A 16,586-nucleotide genomic window follows, 5' to 3' on the forward strand; every position below is an offset into this window, starting at 1 on the left:
CAACTTCACCAATAACGATGCTTACGGCTCCTCGGGCGGCGACATCACCATGCGCGGCTTTGACGCCGCCCGCATCTCGCTGACCGCTGACGGCATCCCGCTGAACGACACCGGCAACTACGCCATCTACTCCAACCAGCAGCTTGATCCCGAACTGATCGAGCGCGCCGGCGTGAACCTGGGCACCACTGACGTGGACAGCCCGACGGCCTCGGCCACCGGCGGCACGATCAACTACGTCACGCGCCGTCCGTCGCGCGACCCCGGCCTGATCGTTCAGCCGTCGGTTGGCGGCGAAAACTACGGCCGCATCTTCGCGCTGGTCGAAACCGGCGAATTCGGCCCCTGGGGCACCCGCGCCTGGGCGTCCGTCTCGCGCACCGAGTATGATCACTTCAAGGATCCGGGCGGCATCGAGAAGACCCAGTACAACGGCCGCATCTACCAGCCGCTGGGCGATAACGGCGACTTCGTCTCGCTGGTCGGCCACTACAACGAGAACCGCAACAGCTTCACGCGCCGCGTGACCCTGGCGCAGTTCGAACAGGGCATCGCCTACGATCAGTCCAATACCCTGCAGGCGTCCTTCACGGCTATCAATCCGTCGAACACCGGCAACATCCGTGGTCAGTCGCGCTTCACCCTGGGCGACAGCCTGACCCTGACGGTCGACCCCTCGTTCCAGTACGTCCTGGCCAACGGCGGCGGCACCCAGACGATCAACGAAACCGACCCCCAGATCCGCGGTAACAGCGGCGCTGCGGGCGTTGACCTTAACGGCAACGGCGTGATCGGCGATACGGTGGTTCTGCACCGCCCGAACAACACCCAGACCCACCGTTATGGCGTGACCAGCTCGCTGATCTGGCAGCCCAACGAAAACAATCAGGTGCGCGCTGCTTACACCTACGACCGTGGCGATCACCGCCAGACCGGTGAGATGGGCTTCCTGGACGACTCGGGCCGCCCGGTTAACGTGTTCGCCGGCCGCAAGGGCCCGCGGGTGGAGCTGCCGGACGGCACCATCCTGCGTCGCCGTGACCGTCAGTCCTACGCGATCCTGAACCAGATCGCGCTGGAGTACCGGGGAACGTTCCTGAACGACACCGTCGACCTGCTGCTGGGTGTCCGCGCTCCGTTCTTCGACCGCGAACTGAACAACTACTGCTACCAGCGGGACACGTTCAACGCGTACTGCACCACCCAGACCCCGACGGAGACCAACGCTGACGGTGAAGTCCGCTTCCCCGCCTCGGCGCTGAACCCCGGCGGAAACGCCTGGTACGGTGTGCCGCGCTCGTTCGAGAAGTCGTACGAAGCCGTTCTGCCGAACCTTGGCGTGAACTGGCGCTTCGCTCCGAACCACACCCTCTACGGCAGCTACGCCGAAGGCTTCTCTGCCCCGCGCACCGATGACCTGTACGACCGCGTCATCCCGAACCCGGAGCCGGAAACCACCGACTCCTACGACCTGGGCTATCGCTACCAGTCGGGTTCGCTGATCGCCTCGGTGGCCATCTGGCGCACGGACTACGCCAACCGCATCGTCCGCACCTACGACGAAGCGGCTGACCTGTTCCTGACCCGCAACGTCGGCGACGTGACCCTGCAAGGTGTCGACGGTCAGATCGGCTTCTCCCCGATCGACGCCCTGACCCTGTACGGCTCCTTCACCTACACCGACAGCGAAGTTCAGAACGACCTGCCCAGCAGCGGCGGCGTCTTCATCCCGACCGCGGGCAACCAACTGGTCGAGACCCCTGACTGGCAGTTCGGCTTCCGCGCTGACTATGAAATCGGCGACTGGAACCTGGGCCTGCAAGGCAAGTACGTCGGTGAGCGTTACTCCAACGACATCAACACCGAAGTGGCCCCCGACTACACCGTCTGGGACATGGATGTCCGCTACCGCCTGAACGGCCTGGGAACCAACTCCTGGCTGCAACTGAACGTGATCAACCTGCTCGATGAGGAATATCTGGCCGATATCTCCACGTCGACGTCGGGCACGGCCCAGTATCAGGTCGGCGCTCCGCGCACCGCCATGCTGACCCTGCGCGCCGCCTTCTAAGGCCGCAGACAGCACTGAGGATAAGGGCGGGCCTTCGGGTCCGCCCTTTTTCTTTGGGCGCGGTGCAGGTTGAATGAGGCGTCGGGCGTGGCTATCTGCGCGCGCCGCCCTTTTCGCGTTTCAGGACCTCGCCATGACCGTCATTCCCGCCGAGTGGAGCCCGCACCGCGCCATGTGGGTCGGCTGGCCCAGCCACGGCGAGCTGTGGGAGGACAACCTCGAACCGGCCCAGGCCGAGGTCGAGGCTCTGGTCCGCGCCCTGGCCGGCCCGGGCCGCGAGCAGGTGCGGCTGCTGGTGGGCAAGGCCGGGGCGCTGGATGACGCCCGCGCCCGCTTCGCCGACGTGGCGAACGTCGAGGTGGTGGACGGCCGCTTCGGCGACATCTGGCTGCGCGACACGGGACCGATCTTCAACGCGGACGGCGTCGCCAACGCCTTCGAGTTCAACGGCTGGGGCGGCAAGTACGAACTGGAGCACGACGACACCGTGGCGGTTCAGATCGCCGCCCACGCCCGCGCGGCCCTGACGCCCCACGCCTTCATCCTCGAGGGCGGCGCCGTGGATCACGACGCGCCGGTACGATCCTGACCACCCGCCAGTGCGTGCTGAACCCCAACCGCAACGCCGACTGGGACGAGGCGACGGCCGGGACCGCGCTGGCCGGGGCGCTGGGCGCCCGCAAGGTGCTGTGGCTGGGCGACGGCTTGTTCAACGACCACACGGACGGCCACGTGGACAATCTGGCGCGCTTCGTGGCGCCCGGCGTGGTCGCCTGCCCCGTGGCCTGGGGGACGAAGGACCCCAACGCCGACGTCTATGACGCCGCCGCCCGCGATCTGGCCGCCATGACCGACGCTGACGGAAACGCCATCCGCGTCCTGCGCATCCCGTCGCCCGGCCTGGTCGTGGACGAGGACGAGAAGGTCGTCCCCGCCAGCCACATGAACTTCCTGATCGCCAACGGCGCGGTGATCGTGCCCACCTATGGCGACGACACCGCCGCCGGCCTGGCCTGCAAGGCCCTGGCCGAGGTGTTCCCCGACCGCGAGATCATTCCCCTGCCGTCCCTCGCCATCCTGTCCGGCGGCGGATCCTTCCACTGCATCACCCAGCAGGAGCCCGCCTGATGCCCCGCACGATCAGTGTCGCCGCCATCCAGACGTCCTACGGAACGGACATGGATGCGAACATCAAGAAGACCGTGGCGTTCGTGCGCGAGGCGGCGTCCAAAGGCGCGCAGGTGATCCTGCCGTCCGAGCTGTTCCAGGGCCCCTATTTCTGCGTCACCCAGGAGGAGGACTGGTTCGCCACCGCCTATCCCTGGCGCGAGCATCCGTGCGTGACTGCCCTGGCCCCGGTGGCCAAGGATCTGGGCGTGGCCATCCCCGTCTCCATCTTCGAGCGCGACGGGCCGCACTATTACAACTCGCTGGTCATGCTGGACGCCGACGGCGAGGCGCTGGGGCTTTATCGCAAGAGCCATATCCCCGACGGGCCCGGCTATCAGGAGAAGTACTATTTCCGCCCCGGAGACACCGGGTTCCGCGTCTGGAACACCCGCTTCGGCAAGGTGGGCGTCGGCATCTGCTGGGACCAGTGGTACCCGGAAACGGCGCGGGCCATGATGCTGATGGGGGCCGAGGTGCTGATGTATCCCACCGCCATCGGGTCCGAGCCCCACGACCCCTCGCTGGACACCGCCGAGCCGTGGCGCCGCGCCATGCAGGGCCACGCCGTGTCCAACGTCGTACCGGTGGTGGGCGCCAACCGCACCGGCCACGAGCAGGTCACCGAGGCGGGGCAGACCTTCTATGGTTCGTCCTTCATCGCCGACCACCGGGGCGATCTGGTGGAGACCCTGGGCCGTCATGACGAGGGCGTGCTGGTGCACGAATTCGATCTGGATTTCCTGGACCGGCACCGCGCCGCCTGGGGCTTCTTCCGCGACCGCCGCACGGATCTCTACGGCGCCCTGACCGGCAAGCCGGCCTAGAAGCCGCGCTCGACCCGGTTGTCGCGGACCAGATTGCCGGTGGCGCCGTCGCCATCATCCTGACTGCTGCCGAAGGGATGACCGGCGTCGGCGTCGCAGTAGCGACGGTCTCCCTCGCGCGACCCGACCACCACGGCGCGCGCCGGGCCGAACCATGAGGCGTGGAAGGTGTTGCCGGTGATGCGGTTGTTCGACGGCGTCTGATGCCGGACGATCCCGTCCTCGCCGCAGTTGCGATACAGGAACACTCCGCCCCGGTTGGTCAGGCCGCCCTCGCTGAGGGCGATGGTGTTGCCCGTGATGACATTGCCCGCCGAGCCGTCGACCGCGATGACCTCCCGGTCCGTGCGAACGGCGATGATGTTGTCGCTCAGCACGTTCAGGCCGCTCTCGGCGTCCAGATAGATGGCCGTGGACACCGAACGCCCTTCCAGCCGCGACCCGGTCAGGCTCAGGCCGGTGACGCCGGGGCCCACATAGAGCGGGATGGAGCCCGTGCCGGTAATTCTCACATCCTCCAGACGCACGCTCGTCGGCGCGGCGGCCTGCAGGCGGTGGGTGTGGTCGGCACGGTATGAGGACCGGCGCAACTCGTCCATCCGCTGGCCCGCGCCGACGCCCCAGACCCGGATCGCGCCGTGCACATGACAGCCCTGGATCAGGATGTTGCGCGGGCGGCTCCAGTGTCCGTCGCGCCGCGACCAGATGGCGATGGTTGGGGTGCGGGTGGTGGTCGCCTGACCCGCGCGCCCGATCACCGCCCCGTCACAGATCAGCCCCGCGCCCGACGCCTCCGCCCCCTCGATCAGCACGCGCCGCGTAACCTGATCGCCCGGGCCAAGCCGCGCCCGGCACGTCAGGCGCACCGGCGGATCGTCATGGGTTCCGGGCGCCAGAAGGGCCGTCGTCTCCTCAGTCGAACAGGATCGCGCCGGCGGCTCGGCCGCGAGCTGCAGGGAGATCAGGGCGACGAGCAGGGTCAGGATGGGGTCTGCCCGAGGGCGATGCGCTCCGCCGCGCAGCCGGGGTTGAGCCGCCCGAAGGTGCGCGCCTGGGCCACCTCAACGCGGGCGGCGGCCAGATCGGCCTGATAGTCCGGCGTCGCCCGCACGGCCGCGAACAGCGCCTCGCCCAGCGCCTGCCCCGCCGCCACGTCGGACGGATAGTGCAGGGCGCAGACCACGCGGCTGACGCCGATCTCGTCGCCGATGCGGATCAGGGCCTCGGCCTGATCGGGCGCGACCTCGGCCATGATGCGGCCCCACAGGGCGCCGACCGTGGCGTGGCCGGACGGGTGCGAGGCGCTGGTCCTGAGATCGCCATCCACCCGGATGCAGGCGCGGCGCGCGGGATCATCGGCGATCGGGCGGGCGCGAAAACCCACCGCCTTGGCGGCGTTGGAGGCGACCGATGCATCCCGCAGCGACCGGCCCAGCAGGCGCACCAGCGCCGGGGGCGGATCGTCGGCAAGCCGGGTGTTCAGCGGACAGTCGAAATGCTGGACCGCCAGCGCGGGGCGCACCTCCGCATGGGTCTGAGCCAGACGCCAGCGGTCGCTGTCCTCCAACCCCGTCCAGCGCAAGGACTCCCGTTGATCCGCCGTCGCTTCGGACGACCCGGCCGTTACGGGCGGGGGAACCGCCGACACCAGTGACGCCAGCGTATCGGGGGCCAGGTACGGCTGCGGCGTCTGCGCGGGCGCTTCGACACGGGAAGGCGCAGGAAAGGACGCATTGACGGAACAACCGCCCGCCAGCAACGCAGCGGTGATCGCCCCAGCGAGCAGGCGACCTCGCCTCATCCCCCGGCGCTCCAGACCAGCTGTACCGACGTTCCGCCATCCTCGGCAGGCGTCGCGAAGACCGACAGATTGCCCCCGTCGGCGGTGGAATGGGCGCCATAAGCGCGTGCGTCGCCCTGGTTCATGGCCATGACCGACGCCAGGCCCTCGGCCTCGGCGCGGTTCCGATGGAAAGCGATCACTTCATCGGGCGACGCGGTGGTGACATAGGTCACGATGCCGCCCGCTCCAGCCTCGTTTTCGGCCGGGGCCGCATCCTCGTCAATCACGCCGCCGGGATAGATGACCGCGAAGGCCGGGGCGTCGGGAGCCGCCAGACGCGCGTCGGCATCGGCCAGGATCGCCGCCTCTGCGGAGGCTGCCGGTGTCGCCGTATCTTCGGCGGCTGTCGCCTCGCTTCCGGCGGCGGTTTCACCCTCAGCGCTCGCCTCGGGCTCCGCCTCGGGTGATTCAGGATCACCGCCGCCGCAGGCGCTCGCGCCGAACAGGACAAGGGCGGCAAGGCCCAGGCTCAGACGCCTCATGAAGACCGTCCTCTATCAATACGGGGGCTACCGTGGCGCATCGTCGTGAGCCGGGCAAGCGGATCATGATCAACCGGTGGCGGCGTCCGCATCATCTCCGGGCCCGCCCCTGCGGCCGGTGTTCCGCACAGCACCGGCGGCGTCCTGGTCACCCTCGTCCTCAGCGGCGGCCATGCCTTCCGTGGTCAGGACACGATCGATGGTTTCCTGATCAGGATCGATGTCGGAACCGGACGCCGAGCCGCCCCGCAGCGACCCCGCTCGGGTGTCCGACCCGCCGTTGGTTCCTGTCAGGGCTTTATCCAGGGTTTCCGTCAGATGGTCCGGAGTACGGCCCAGGTCGGGTTTCTCGCCGTGATCAGAGGGCTGTTTTGTCGTCTCATCGTTCATGAGAATTCTCCTGTAACGACTCAAAGCGCGGTCGCCGCGACGGTTCCGCGTGGGCGCAAGGTTGCGTCCTTTTCACGCCGTCCCCTGAAAATGTCATGCTAGGCTCGACCCAGGGTTCATTCTGCGTGGGGTTTTTCGTGATCGCCAAATCCGCTTCATCTGTTCGTCTGCTCGTCGGCTGTTCGGTTCTCAGCCTCATGGCCGCCGGGGCTGCGGTCGCTCAGGACGCCCCGATCGTGCAGCCCGGCGCGCCCGGCCAGGCGCCGCGCGCCCTGACCGCTGAGGAGGCGACCCGCATCGCCGACAACCGCTTTTCAGCCGACGATGTGCGCTTCATGCAGGACATGATCCACCACCATCATCAGGCGACAGAGATGGCGACTCTGGTGGCGGACCGCACCAACACTCCAGCAATCATCGAGGTGGCCGGACGCATCACCGCGTCACAGGCCGACGAGATCGCCTTCATGCGTGACTGGCTGATGGACAGGGGGCAGGACGCGCCCGACCCGTCTGCTCACACCATGGCCGGTCACGGCCAGCACGGCGGACATGGAGCGGCCCACGCGCACATGACCATGGCGGGCATGGCCACCCCCGAGCAGATGGCCGAACTGGCCGCCGCCAGCGGCCCGGCCTTTGACCGCCTGTTCCTGGACCTGATGATCGCCCACCATGCGGGCGCGGTGGAGATGGTGGGCGACCTGCTGGGCCGGTCGGGTTCGGCCTATGACCCGGTGCTGTTCGAGTTCGTGAGCGACGTCACAAACGAACAGCAGGCCGAGATCACCCGCATGACGGCCCTGGCGCGCGGCCTGACCGATGATCCGCGCTCAAGCCTGACGCCTGGCTTCCGCGATGCGGGCGAGGCCGCCAGCAATATGACGCTGGTCGCCAGCCTGCCCAAGCCCGCCGGCTTCTATGACCCCTCCAACCCCGCCGGCCTGCCGCCCCCGATCCCGTCCGAGGATGAGGCCGCCGAAGGCGAGCGCGGCGAGGAGACCCCGGGCCGCTTCGGCCGGCGTGGGCCTTTCCTCAGCTTCGCCAACACCGACCTGGCCTTCTCGGGCGACCTGATGGCCGTGGGCAACTACCACGGCATCAACCTTTACCGGATCGGCGAGGCCGAGCCCCAGCTGATCAGTTCGCTGGTTTGCCCCGGCGGGCAGGGCGACGTCTCCATCGTCGGCGATCTCCTCCTCATGTCGGTGGAGCAGTCCACCGCCCGCGTCGACTGCGGTCGCGAGGGCATCAGCGAGGACGTCAGCCCCGACCGCTTCCGCGGTCTGCGCATCTTCGACATCAGCAACCCGGTGCGCCCCGTTCAGGTGGGCCAGGTCCAGACCTGCCGCGGTTCTCACACCCATTCGGTGGTGTCGTCCGACGAGCGGTCGATCATCGTCTACAACTCGGGCACATCGTCGGTGCGCGATGATGAGGAGCTGGCCGGCTGCGTCGTCGGCCTGCCCGGCGATCCGCGCACGGCCCTGTTCAGCATCGACGTGATCGAGATCCCGGTGGCGGATCCGTCGCGGTCCCGCATCGTCGACAGCCCCCGCGTCTTCGCCGACGACGAGACGGGCGTGGTGGCCGGCCTGTGGCAGGGCGGCGATCACGGCGAGGGCACCCAGCGCACCAGCCGCACCGACCAGTGCCATGACATCACCGTCTTCCCGTCCGCGAACCTGGCGGCGGGCGCCTGTTCGGGCAACGGCATCCTGCTGGACATCAGCGACCCGCGCGCGCCGCGCCGGATCGATGCGGTCAATGACCCGGCTTCGCCTACTGGCACTCGGCCACCTTCAACAACGACGGCACCAAGGTGCTGTTCACCGACGAGTGGGGCGGCGGTTCGCGGCCGCGCTGCCGCGTTCAGGATCCCGTGACGTGGGGCGCCAACGCCTTCTACGATATCGTTGACGGTCAGCTGGAACAGCGCGGCTACTTCAAGCTGCCCGCGCCCCAGACGGAGCAGGAGAACTGCGTCGCCCACAACGGCTCCATTGTGCCGGTGCCGGGCCGCGATATCTTCGTTCAGGCTTGGTACCAGGGCGGCATCTCGGTGATCGACTTCACAGATTCCGCCAATCCGGTCGAGATCGCCTGGTTCGACCGCGGTCCAGTGGACGGCGAACACTCCATCCTGGGCGGCTACTGGTCCACCTACTGGTACGATGGCCGCATCTACGGCACCGAGATCGTGCGCGGTCTGGACGTGCTGACCCTGCAGCCCAGCGAGCATCTGTCCGAGGCGGAAATCGCGGCGGCCGGTCTTGCCGACCAGGGCGGGACCTTCAATCCGCAGCAGCAGTTTCCGGTGAGCTGGCCTGACCATCCGGTCGTCGCCCAGGCCTATGTGGATCAACTGGCCCGCGCCGAGGCCATGTCGGCCGATCAGGCCGCCCGGCTGACGGAGGCCCTGACCCAGGCCACGGCGCGCATCGATGCCGGCGGCTCGGACGCGGCTCTGGCCGGAACGCTCCAGCAGCTTGCGGCGGGACTCAGCGTCAACGGCGAAGCCGAGCGTGCGGCGGCGCTGCGCGAAACCCTGGATGGCGTGGCCGGCCGCCTTCGCTAGAGGCGCGCTCCGGAAAGAGAAAAGGCCCCGGCGCGAACCGGGGCCTTTTTGCTTCTTAAGCGAACAGCTTGTTCCAGCGTCGCTTCTCGCGGTTCTTCCAGGCGCCCCGATGATAGGCGTCTGAGCCGATCAGCGGCACCACCGTTGTGGCCTCGGCGAACACCATCTGCTCGTGGGTGGTCTGGACCTTGCCCCACGAGGCGGCCTCCTTGAGCGTGGAGGACGAACAGGCGCCGTCGCGAACGTCGGCCACGGTGATCTGCACGGCGTATTTGTGCATCTCGGCCTCGACGCCGAGGATCTCGGCGCAGACCACGGTGTCCTGGGCGAAGTTCTTGGGCACCCCGCCGCCGACCATGAACAGGCCGGTCACGCCGGCGGCGATCTTGATGTCGGTCAGTTCGCGGAAGTCGGCGATGGCGTCCAGCATCATGTAGGGCTGGCCGGCGGCCGCGCGCTCCTTCTGGTGCTTGACCAGACCGAAGCCGGCCGAGGAATCCACGAACGCCGGGCAGAAGATCGGCACGCCTTCTTCGTAGGCGGTCTGGATCAGGCTGCCTTCCTTCTTGGCGTTGCCCTCCGACAGCCACTTGCCCATCTCCCAGATGAACTCACGGCTGGAATAGCCGCGCGGCTCCAGCGGTTGGCGATCTCCAGGATGGTGTGATCGCAGGCCTGAAGCTCTTCTTCGTCGATGTAGGTGTCGTAGATGCGGTCGATGTAGTTCTCGCGCAGCACGTTGTCGTCCACCTCGCCGGCGGCCTGGTAGTGCTTGAAGCCCAGCGCCTCGAAGAAATCCATGTCGACGATGGAGGCGCCGGTGGCGACCACGGCGTCGACCATGCCGAACTTCACCATGTCGCGGTACACGTGCATGCAGCCGCCGGCCGAGGTGGAGCCCGCGAGGATCAGCCACGGCGAGCAGTCCTTGTCCTCGATGGCCATGTTGAAGATGTCGGCGGCCCGGGCCGTGTCTCGGCTGGAGAACGACATCTTGCGCATGGAATCGATGATCGGCCGCGCGTCGAAGGACGTGATGTCCACGTGCTCGACGGTGTTCTGGAGCAGTTGGGCTTTCTGGTTCGACTGAACAGGAGCGTTCATAGCAAGGGTTTCCCTTTGGTTTGAGCGCCCGTCGTCAAGAGAAGCAGCGGCCCGGACGGAGCGACGGGCCGCTGCTCAATAGAATGCATAAGTGACGGTTTAGCGCCGCGACTTCTTGCGTTGACCCGCCTTGCCCTTGGGCCGGCTGAAGCGAACCACCTTGCGGGCGGTCTCTTCCGCCGTGGTGCGCACGGTGGGGATGGAGCGCGGGGCCAGACCATACAGCGAGGCCATGGGGGCGTCCTCGACCGCGGCGATGTCGTGCACGCCGTAGCCGTTGAAGCCCGTGGACATGGCCACGCCGTAAGCGCCCAGCATGCCGATCTCGATGTAGTCGCCTTCGCGTACATCGGCGGGCAGATAGAACGGCCCAGGCATGTGGTCGATGGAATCGCAGGTCGGGCCGTAGAAGCGGAAGGGCTTCAGTTCACCCGCGCTGTCGCCGTCCCGCACCAGCTTGACCGGGAAGGGCCAGCGCGAGTGCGTCGCGTCGAACAGCGAGCCGTAGGAGCCGTCGTTCAGATAAAGGGCGTCGCCCTTTCTCAGCTCGACCTGACACAGGATCGAGGACGATTCCGCCACCAGCGCGCGGCCCGGCTCGCACCACAGCTCGGTGGTTTCCGAAACCGGCATCTCGTTGAAGCCGCGATGGATGGCGTCGGCGTATTCCTGCATGTCCGGCGGGACCATGCCCGGATAGACCGACGGGAAGCCGCCGCCCACGTCGACGATGTCCACGAACACGCCGGCGCGGCTGATGGCGCGGCCAACCTGGGCCATGGCCGCCTCGTAGGCCGAGGGACGCATGCACTGCGAACCCACGTGGAACGAGACGCCCATCAGGCCGTCCACCGTCGCCTGGCGCACGGCCAGCAGCAGCGACGGCGCATCGTGCGTCGCCACGCCGAACTTGCCCGACAGGGTATAGGCCGCGCCGTCGGCGGAGACCGCCATGCGCACCATCAGGTTCAGATCCTTCGCGCCGCCTGTGGCGTCGAGAATTTTCTGCAGCTCGTCATGGCTGTCCAGCGCGAAGGTGCGGACGCCGTGGTCGAAATAGGCCTTGGTGATGGCCGACCGGCCCTTGACCGGGTGCATGAAGGCCAGGCGCGCGGTGGCGCTGACCGAACGCACCAGTTCGATCTCGGAAAGGGAAGCCACGTCGAACGCGGTGACGCCCGCCTCGATCAGGGTCTCGATGACCCACGACGAGGGGTTCGCCTTTACCGCGTAAAAGACTTCGGCCTTCAGATTGTCCTGGAACCAGCGTGCCGCTACGGAAACAGAGCGCGGCCGCACAAGTGCGACGGGACGCTCGGGGGACCGCTCACGGACCAGGTCCAGGGGCATATGGTACGTGCGCAATTCACGTAACCCCCTGATGATTGTTAACCCAGACCGGCGTTAGCGGCGCAAGCATAAGGACCTACGGGGTCCGCCGGAATGCGCGACATAGGGTTCGTGGGCTGTCATGTAAAGTGACAATTTCAGGGCGGGTTCCCATGTTTTTCGGGAGCCGCCCCCTCGCCGGGGCGTTGCAGAGGCGAGGGAGGCTGGTTCATGGACCGATGGTTATTCGCCTGGCGGCGGCTTAAAGGCCGTCTCTGGTTCCGCGCTGCGCTCTACGCCCTGGTGGGTGTGGCGGCGGCGCTGCTGGCTGTGGTGGGCGCCCCTTGGGTGCCCGAGGACGTGGCCGACCGGTTGGGCGGGGAGTCCGTCGAACAGATATTGACCATTCTGGCCTCAAGCCTGCTGGCCGTGGCCACCTTCTCGCTGGGCGCAATGGTGACGGCCTACACGGCGGTGTCCTCCGCCGCCACACCCCGCGCCGCGTCGCTGGTCACCTCCGACGAAGGCACGCAGAAGTCCCTGGCCACTTTCGTGGGCGCATTCCTTTACGCCATCGTCGGAGTCACAGCGATCAACGCCAACTATTATGGCGCCGAGGGCCGCGCGATCATCTTCCTCGTCAGCCTGTGCGTTGTGGCTCTCGTGGCGTTCCGCCTGCTGGCGTGGATTGACCGACTGTCCAGCCTGGCGCGTGTCGGCCACATCGTGTCGGTGGTGGAGGCGCGCACACATGAGGCCCTGCACGATCGACGGCGGCGCCCGTTCATAAGCGGGCGGGAAGGCGTGCTGAAACAAGGCGCCCTGGTGGCGGCCGGGAGCACCGGCTATGTGCGAAATGTCGATCCTCAGCGGCTCCAGGAGGTGGCAGAGGCGCTGGACTGTGAGGTCCAGGTCATCGCCCCTCCAGGCGCTTTCGTCCGACGCGGGGAGCCGCTTGCACGCATCAGTCTCAAGACGTGCGAAGATGACATCCGCAGGCAGTTCGTTTCGGCCTTTGCGCTCGGCCCAACGCGTTCGTTTGATCAGGATCCCCGCTTCGGCCTGATTGTGCTGGGGGAGATCGCGACCCGGGCCTTGTCGCCCGGCGTCAATGATCCCGGCACGGCCATGCAGGTCATCGGCGTCGGCGTCCGGCTTCTGGACGACTGGGCGCGGACGCCTCCTGACGAGGCCGAGGATCAGGTCTGTTCCCGCATTCTTGCGCCCGATATCGCGGCGCACGACCTGCTCAGCGACGTGATGGACCCGATCGCTCGCCACGGCGTGACCGACCCGGCCGTGATGATCCGGCTGCGAAAGGGGCTGTGGTCTTTGGCCAAAGGCGCCGCCGTCTTCGAGCCCGCCGTGAGGCGCATGGACCAGCATGTGCTGAGCCGGTGCCGCCAGGCGACCGCCTACAAGCCGGACTTCAACACCATCGAAGAGGCCGTCCCCTGACCAAATCCGATAATGCTGCAATGCACAATTGGGTTGCCGCCCAGGGTCCGTCCGGTCCAGTCTGTTGTGCAAGCCGCACGGAGGCGTCATGCCTTTCGACGAGATGACAGGTCATAATGGACCGCCCGAGATCCGGGAGAGCTACCAGGCGCTGGCCCGCTGGCTGGCCGAGGCGCCGCCTGACCTGCTGCAGGCCCGTTCGCGTCAGGCTGAGCTGTTCTTTCGCCGCATGGGCATCACCTTCGCCGTCTATGGCGAGGCGGCGTCCAGCGAACGTCTGATCCCCTTCGATGTGGTGCCGCGCATTATCGGCGCGGCGGAGTGGGCAGGGCTGGAAGCCGGCCTGGTCCAGCGCGTGGGCGCGCTGAACGCCTTTCTAAAGGACATCTACGGCCCCCAGGAGTGTCTGAAGGCCGGCATTATTCCGCCGGAGTTGGTTCTGACCAATCCCTGCTACCGGCCCGAGATGCAGGGCCGCCGTCCGCCGGGCGATATCTGGGTCCATATCGCCGGGGTGGATCTGGTCCGCACCGACGAGGACGGCTTCCACGTGCTGGAGGACAATGTCCGCACGCCCTCCGGGGTCTCCTACATGCTGGAGAACCGCGAGATGATGATGCGGCTGTTCCCGGACCTGTTCGCCGAATATCCGGTGAGGCCGGTGGAGACCTACGCTGACATGCTGCTGGACAGCCTGCGCGCCTGCGCACCGTCGGGGGCGGGGGCTGATCCATGCATCGTGGTGCTGACGCCGGGCCAGTATAATTCAGCCTATTACGAACACTCGTTCCTGGCCGACAAGCTGGGCGTGGAGCTGTGCGAAGGCGCCGACTTGTTCGTGGACGACGGCTTTGTCTTCATGCGCACCACCCAGGGAGCCAAGCGCGTGGACGTGATCTATCGCCGGGTGGATGACGCCTGGCTGGACCCCCTGACTTTCCAGCCGGAATCCGCCCTGGGCGTGCCGGGTCTGATGACCGCCTATCAGGCGGGCACGGTGACCCTGGCCAATGCGGTGGGCACGGGCGTGGCCGACGACAAGGCGGTCTACACCTACATGCCCGAGATCATCCGCTTCTTCACCGGCGAGGAGCCGATCCTTAAGAACGTCCCCACTTGGCGCTGCCGCGAACCCGAGGCCTTGAAGGAAGTGCTGGGCCGGATGGACGAGCTGGTGGTCAAGGAGGTGGGCGGTTCCGGCGGCTACGGCATGCTGGTGGGACCAGCCGCGACGAAGGCCGAGATCGAGGATTTCCGCAAGAAGCTGATCGCCGACCCGGACGACTTCATCGCCCAGCCGACCCTGTCCCTGTCCACGGCGCCGACCCTCGACAAGGGTGAACTGGCCAGCCGCCATGTGGACCTGCGCCCCTTCGTGCTGTCGTCGCCGCAGGGGATCAAGGTGGCGCCTGGCGGCCTGACCCGGGTGGCGCTCAAGGCCGGCTCCCTGGTGGTGAACTCCAGCCAGGGCGGCGGCACCAAGGACACCTGGGTGTTGGAGGACTGATGCTTTCACGGACCGCCGACAGCCTGTTCTGGACCGGCCGCTACATCGAGCGGGCCGACTATCTCGCGCGCATTCTGGAGGCCACCCTGCGCCTGGCCGCCATCCCCACCCGAGAAGGCGCCAGCCAGGGCGTCTGGGCCGGCGCCGTGGGCTCGGCCGGCATGGCCGACGCCTTTGCCGCCCTGGGCGCGACGCCGAACGAACGGTCCGTGCGTGAGTTCCTCGCCTTCGCCCCTGACAATGACTCCTCCATCACCGCCTGCATCACCCGGGCCCGCACCAATGCGCGCTCGGTGCGCACCGCTCTGACAGTGGAGCTGTGGGAGGCCATCAACGGCGCCTGGAACGGCCTGGCGGAACAGGGGCGTCCGACGCGGCGCGACGAGTTCGTCAACTTCCTGGAGTGGGTCAAGACCGTCACCCTCTCGGTTGAGGGCGCCTCGTCGCGAACCATGCTTAGGAACGACGCCTACTGGTTCCTGAAGCTGGGCGCGGCGGTGGAGCGGGCGGACAACACCGCCCGGCTGCTGGACGTGAAATACCACCTGCTGCTGCCCGAGGGCGAACGGGTCGGCGGGCAGCTGGACTATTTCCAGTGGACCACCCTGCTGCGCGAGGTTTCGGCCCTGACGGCCTACCGCTGGGTCTACCGCGACAACGTCAAGCCGTGGCTGGTGGCGGACCTGCTGGTGCTGAACCGCCAGATGCCCCGCTCCCTGGCCAGCTGCCAGTCCGAGATCGTCAGCTGCCTGGAGCTTCTGGCCGCCGACTACGGCCGCCGCGGCCTGTCCCAGCGCATCGCCAACACCCGGCTGATGCAGTTCGAGGAGGCCACCATCGAACGCATCTTCCAGTCCGGCCTGCACGAATACATCCAGGCCTTCCTGGACCAGAACAACCGCCTTGGTCAGGCCATCAGCGAACAGTATCTGAGCTGACCATGCGCATCCGGATCGATCACGCCACCACCTACAGCTACGATCAGGCCGCGCGCTTCATCATTCAGGTGCTGCGCCTGACGCCTCGCTCCTGCGACAGCCAACAGGTGGACCGCTGGCGCATCGAGACCGACGTGGACGCCCGCCTGCGCCAGTCCGAGGACGCCTTCGGCAACATCGTCCACACCCTCTACACCGAACAGCCCGCCGACAGCCTGACCGTGCGCGTGGCCGGAGAGGTCACCACGACCGACACCGGCGGGGTGATGAGCGGCTGGCCCGAACGCCTGTCTCCGCTAGTGTTCCTGCGCGACACTCCCCTGACCACCTGCGACGCCGCCCTGATCGATTTCTCCGAGACCTTCCGCGACAAATCCGGGCTGGAGCAGTTGCACGCTCTCACGGCCGCCCTGCACGAGCGGATCACCTTCGAGGTCGGAGTCACCTCGGCCACCCACACCGCCGCCCAGGCCTTCGCCGAGGGTCGTGGGGTCTGTCAGGATCACGCCAATATCTTCATCGCTGTGGCCCGTCGCCTCGGCGTGCCGGCCCGCTATGTCTCGGGTCACATGGTGCGCATGGACGGCGAAACCGATCAGGAGGCCGCCCACGCCTGGGCCGAGGCCCATGTGGACGGACTGGGCTGGGTGGGGTTCGATCCCGCCAACGGCGTCAGCCCCTCCGAGTCCTATGTGCGGGTCGCCTCCGGCCCCGACTATCTCGGCGCTGCCCCGGTGCGCGGAACCAGCTATGGCGGGGGCGGCGAGCGCCTGAGCGTGAAGCTGGACGTGCGCGATGTCCGTCAGTCCCAGGGCCAGCAGCAGGCCCAGCAGTCCGGCGGCCGCCAGACGGGAGGGCCGCGATGAACGTGGGTCGCATCGCCCTCGAATCG

Annotated in this window: 13 protein-coding genes and 2 pseudogenes; 9 read left to right on the forward strand and 6 right to left on the reverse strand. The window is 67.5% G+C overall.

From position 1 onward, the window contains the following. From MBEBAB_RS06160 to aguB, 3 genes and pseudogenes are all read left to right on the forward strand, one after another. The coding region (locus MBEBAB_RS06160; RefSeq protein WP_045318954.1) for a TonB-dependent receptor at positions 1–2,071 on the forward strand (2,071 nt) is incomplete at its 5' end. 133 nt (positions 2,072–2,204) lie between these two features. Next, positions 2,205–3,199 (forward strand): annotated as a pseudogene (locus MBEBAB_RS06165) (agmatine deiminase family protein). Next, positions 3,199–4,065 carry an N-carbamoylputrescine amidase gene (aguB, locus tag MBEBAB_RS06170; protein ID WP_021697084.1) on the forward strand — a complete coding sequence of 289 codons (867 nt, stop codon included), beginning with the start codon at positions 3,199–3,201 and terminating at the stop codon, positions 4,063–4,065. Before MBEBAB_RS06165 ends, aguB begins: the two are co-directional and overlap by 1 nt. Here the strand turns inward: aguB and MBEBAB_RS06175 are convergent. The 4 genes from MBEBAB_RS06175 to MBEBAB_RS06190 all read right to left on the reverse strand — a co-directional run bounded on the left by MBEBAB_RS06175 (position 4,062) and on the right by MBEBAB_RS06190 (position 6,780). Further along, positions 4,062–4,877 (reverse strand): right-handed parallel beta-helix repeat-containing protein, encoded by an 816-nt coding sequence (locus tag MBEBAB_RS06175; RefSeq protein ID WP_242397108.1) that lies wholly within the window; start codon positions 4,875–4,877, stop codon positions 4,062–4,064. The genes aguB and MBEBAB_RS06175 overlap by 4 nt on opposite strands. Before the next feature lie 167 nt (positions 4,878–5,044). Next, positions 5,045–5,713: a phosphatase PAP2 family protein gene (locus MBEBAB_RS06180; RefSeq protein ID WP_242397109.1), complete on the reverse strand. Its 669-nt coding sequence runs from the start codon at positions 5,711–5,713 to the stop codon at positions 5,045–5,047. 149 nt (positions 5,714–5,862) lie between these two features. Next, positions 5,863–6,390, reverse strand: coding sequence for a hypothetical protein (locus MBEBAB_RS06185; protein ID WP_021697087.1), 528 nt, complete (start codon positions 6,388–6,390; stop codon positions 5,863–5,865). A gap of 69 nt (positions 6,391–6,459) precedes the next feature. Beyond that, positions 6,460–6,780, reverse strand: coding sequence for a hypothetical protein (locus tag MBEBAB_RS06190; RefSeq protein ID WP_021697088.1), 321 nt, complete (start codon positions 6,778–6,780; stop codon positions 6,460–6,462). A 137-nt stretch (positions 6,781–6,917) separates the two neighbouring features. On the opposite strand from MBEBAB_RS06190, the gene MBEBAB_RS06195 reads away from it, so the two are divergent. Then, positions 6,918–8,666, forward strand: a complete 1,749-nt coding sequence (locus MBEBAB_RS06195) for a DUF305 domain-containing protein (RefSeq protein WP_200865110.1) — start codon at positions 6,918–6,920, stop codon at positions 8,664–8,666. Beyond that, a complete protein-coding gene (locus tag MBEBAB_RS16845) occupies positions 8,663–9,358 on the forward strand; it encodes an LVIVD repeat-containing protein (protein ID WP_200865111.1) in 696 nt (231 codons plus the stop codon). The genes MBEBAB_RS06195 and MBEBAB_RS16845 overlap by 4 nt, the downstream gene beginning before the upstream one ends. Before the next feature lie 55 nt (positions 9,359–9,413). On the opposite strand, the pseudogene MBEBAB_RS06200 reads toward MBEBAB_RS16845, so the two are convergent. Continuing rightward, positions 9,414–10,462, reverse strand: a pseudogene (locus MBEBAB_RS06200) (1,9-bis(guanidino)-5-aza-nonane synthase). Positions 10,463–10,561: 99 nt separating this feature from the next. Further along, the gene (locus MBEBAB_RS06205; protein ID WP_045318957.1) at positions 10,562–11,827 is read right to left on the reverse strand and encodes a type III PLP-dependent enzyme; all 1,266 of its coding nucleotides are present in this window, start codon (positions 11,825–11,827) and stop codon (positions 10,562–10,564) included. 195 nt (positions 11,828–12,022) lie between these two features. On the opposite strand from MBEBAB_RS06205, the gene MBEBAB_RS06210 reads away from it, so the two are divergent. From MBEBAB_RS06210 to MBEBAB_RS06225, 4 genes are all read left to right on the forward strand, one after another. After that, positions 12,023–13,249: a DUF2254 domain-containing protein gene (locus MBEBAB_RS06210; RefSeq protein ID WP_021697092.1), complete on the forward strand. Its 1,227-nt coding sequence runs from the start codon at positions 12,023–12,025 to the stop codon at positions 13,247–13,249. Positions 13,250–13,337: 88 nt separating this feature from the next. After that, positions 13,338–14,756: a circularly permuted type 2 ATP-grasp protein gene (locus tag MBEBAB_RS06215; protein WP_021697093.1), complete on the forward strand. Its 1,419-nt coding sequence runs from the start codon at positions 13,338–13,340 to the stop codon at positions 14,754–14,756. Beyond that, positions 14,756–15,694 carry an alpha-E domain-containing protein gene (locus MBEBAB_RS06220; protein ID WP_021697094.1) on the forward strand — a complete coding sequence of 313 codons (939 nt, stop codon included), beginning with the start codon at positions 14,756–14,758 and terminating at the stop codon, positions 15,692–15,694. The genes MBEBAB_RS06215 and MBEBAB_RS06220 overlap by 1 nt, the downstream gene beginning before the upstream one ends. 2 nt (positions 15,695–15,696) lie before the next feature. Further along, on the forward strand, positions 15,697–16,560 hold the full coding sequence (locus tag MBEBAB_RS06225) for a transglutaminase family protein (protein WP_021697095.1): 864 nt from the start codon (positions 15,697–15,699) through the stop codon (positions 16,558–16,560). The last annotated feature ends 26 nt before the right edge of the window (positions 16,561–16,586 follow it).

Source organism: Brevundimonas abyssalis TAR-001 (assembly GCF_000466985.1).
GTDB classification, from domain to species: domain Bacteria; phylum Pseudomonadota; class Alphaproteobacteria; order Caulobacterales; family Caulobacteraceae; genus Brevundimonas; species Brevundimonas abyssalis.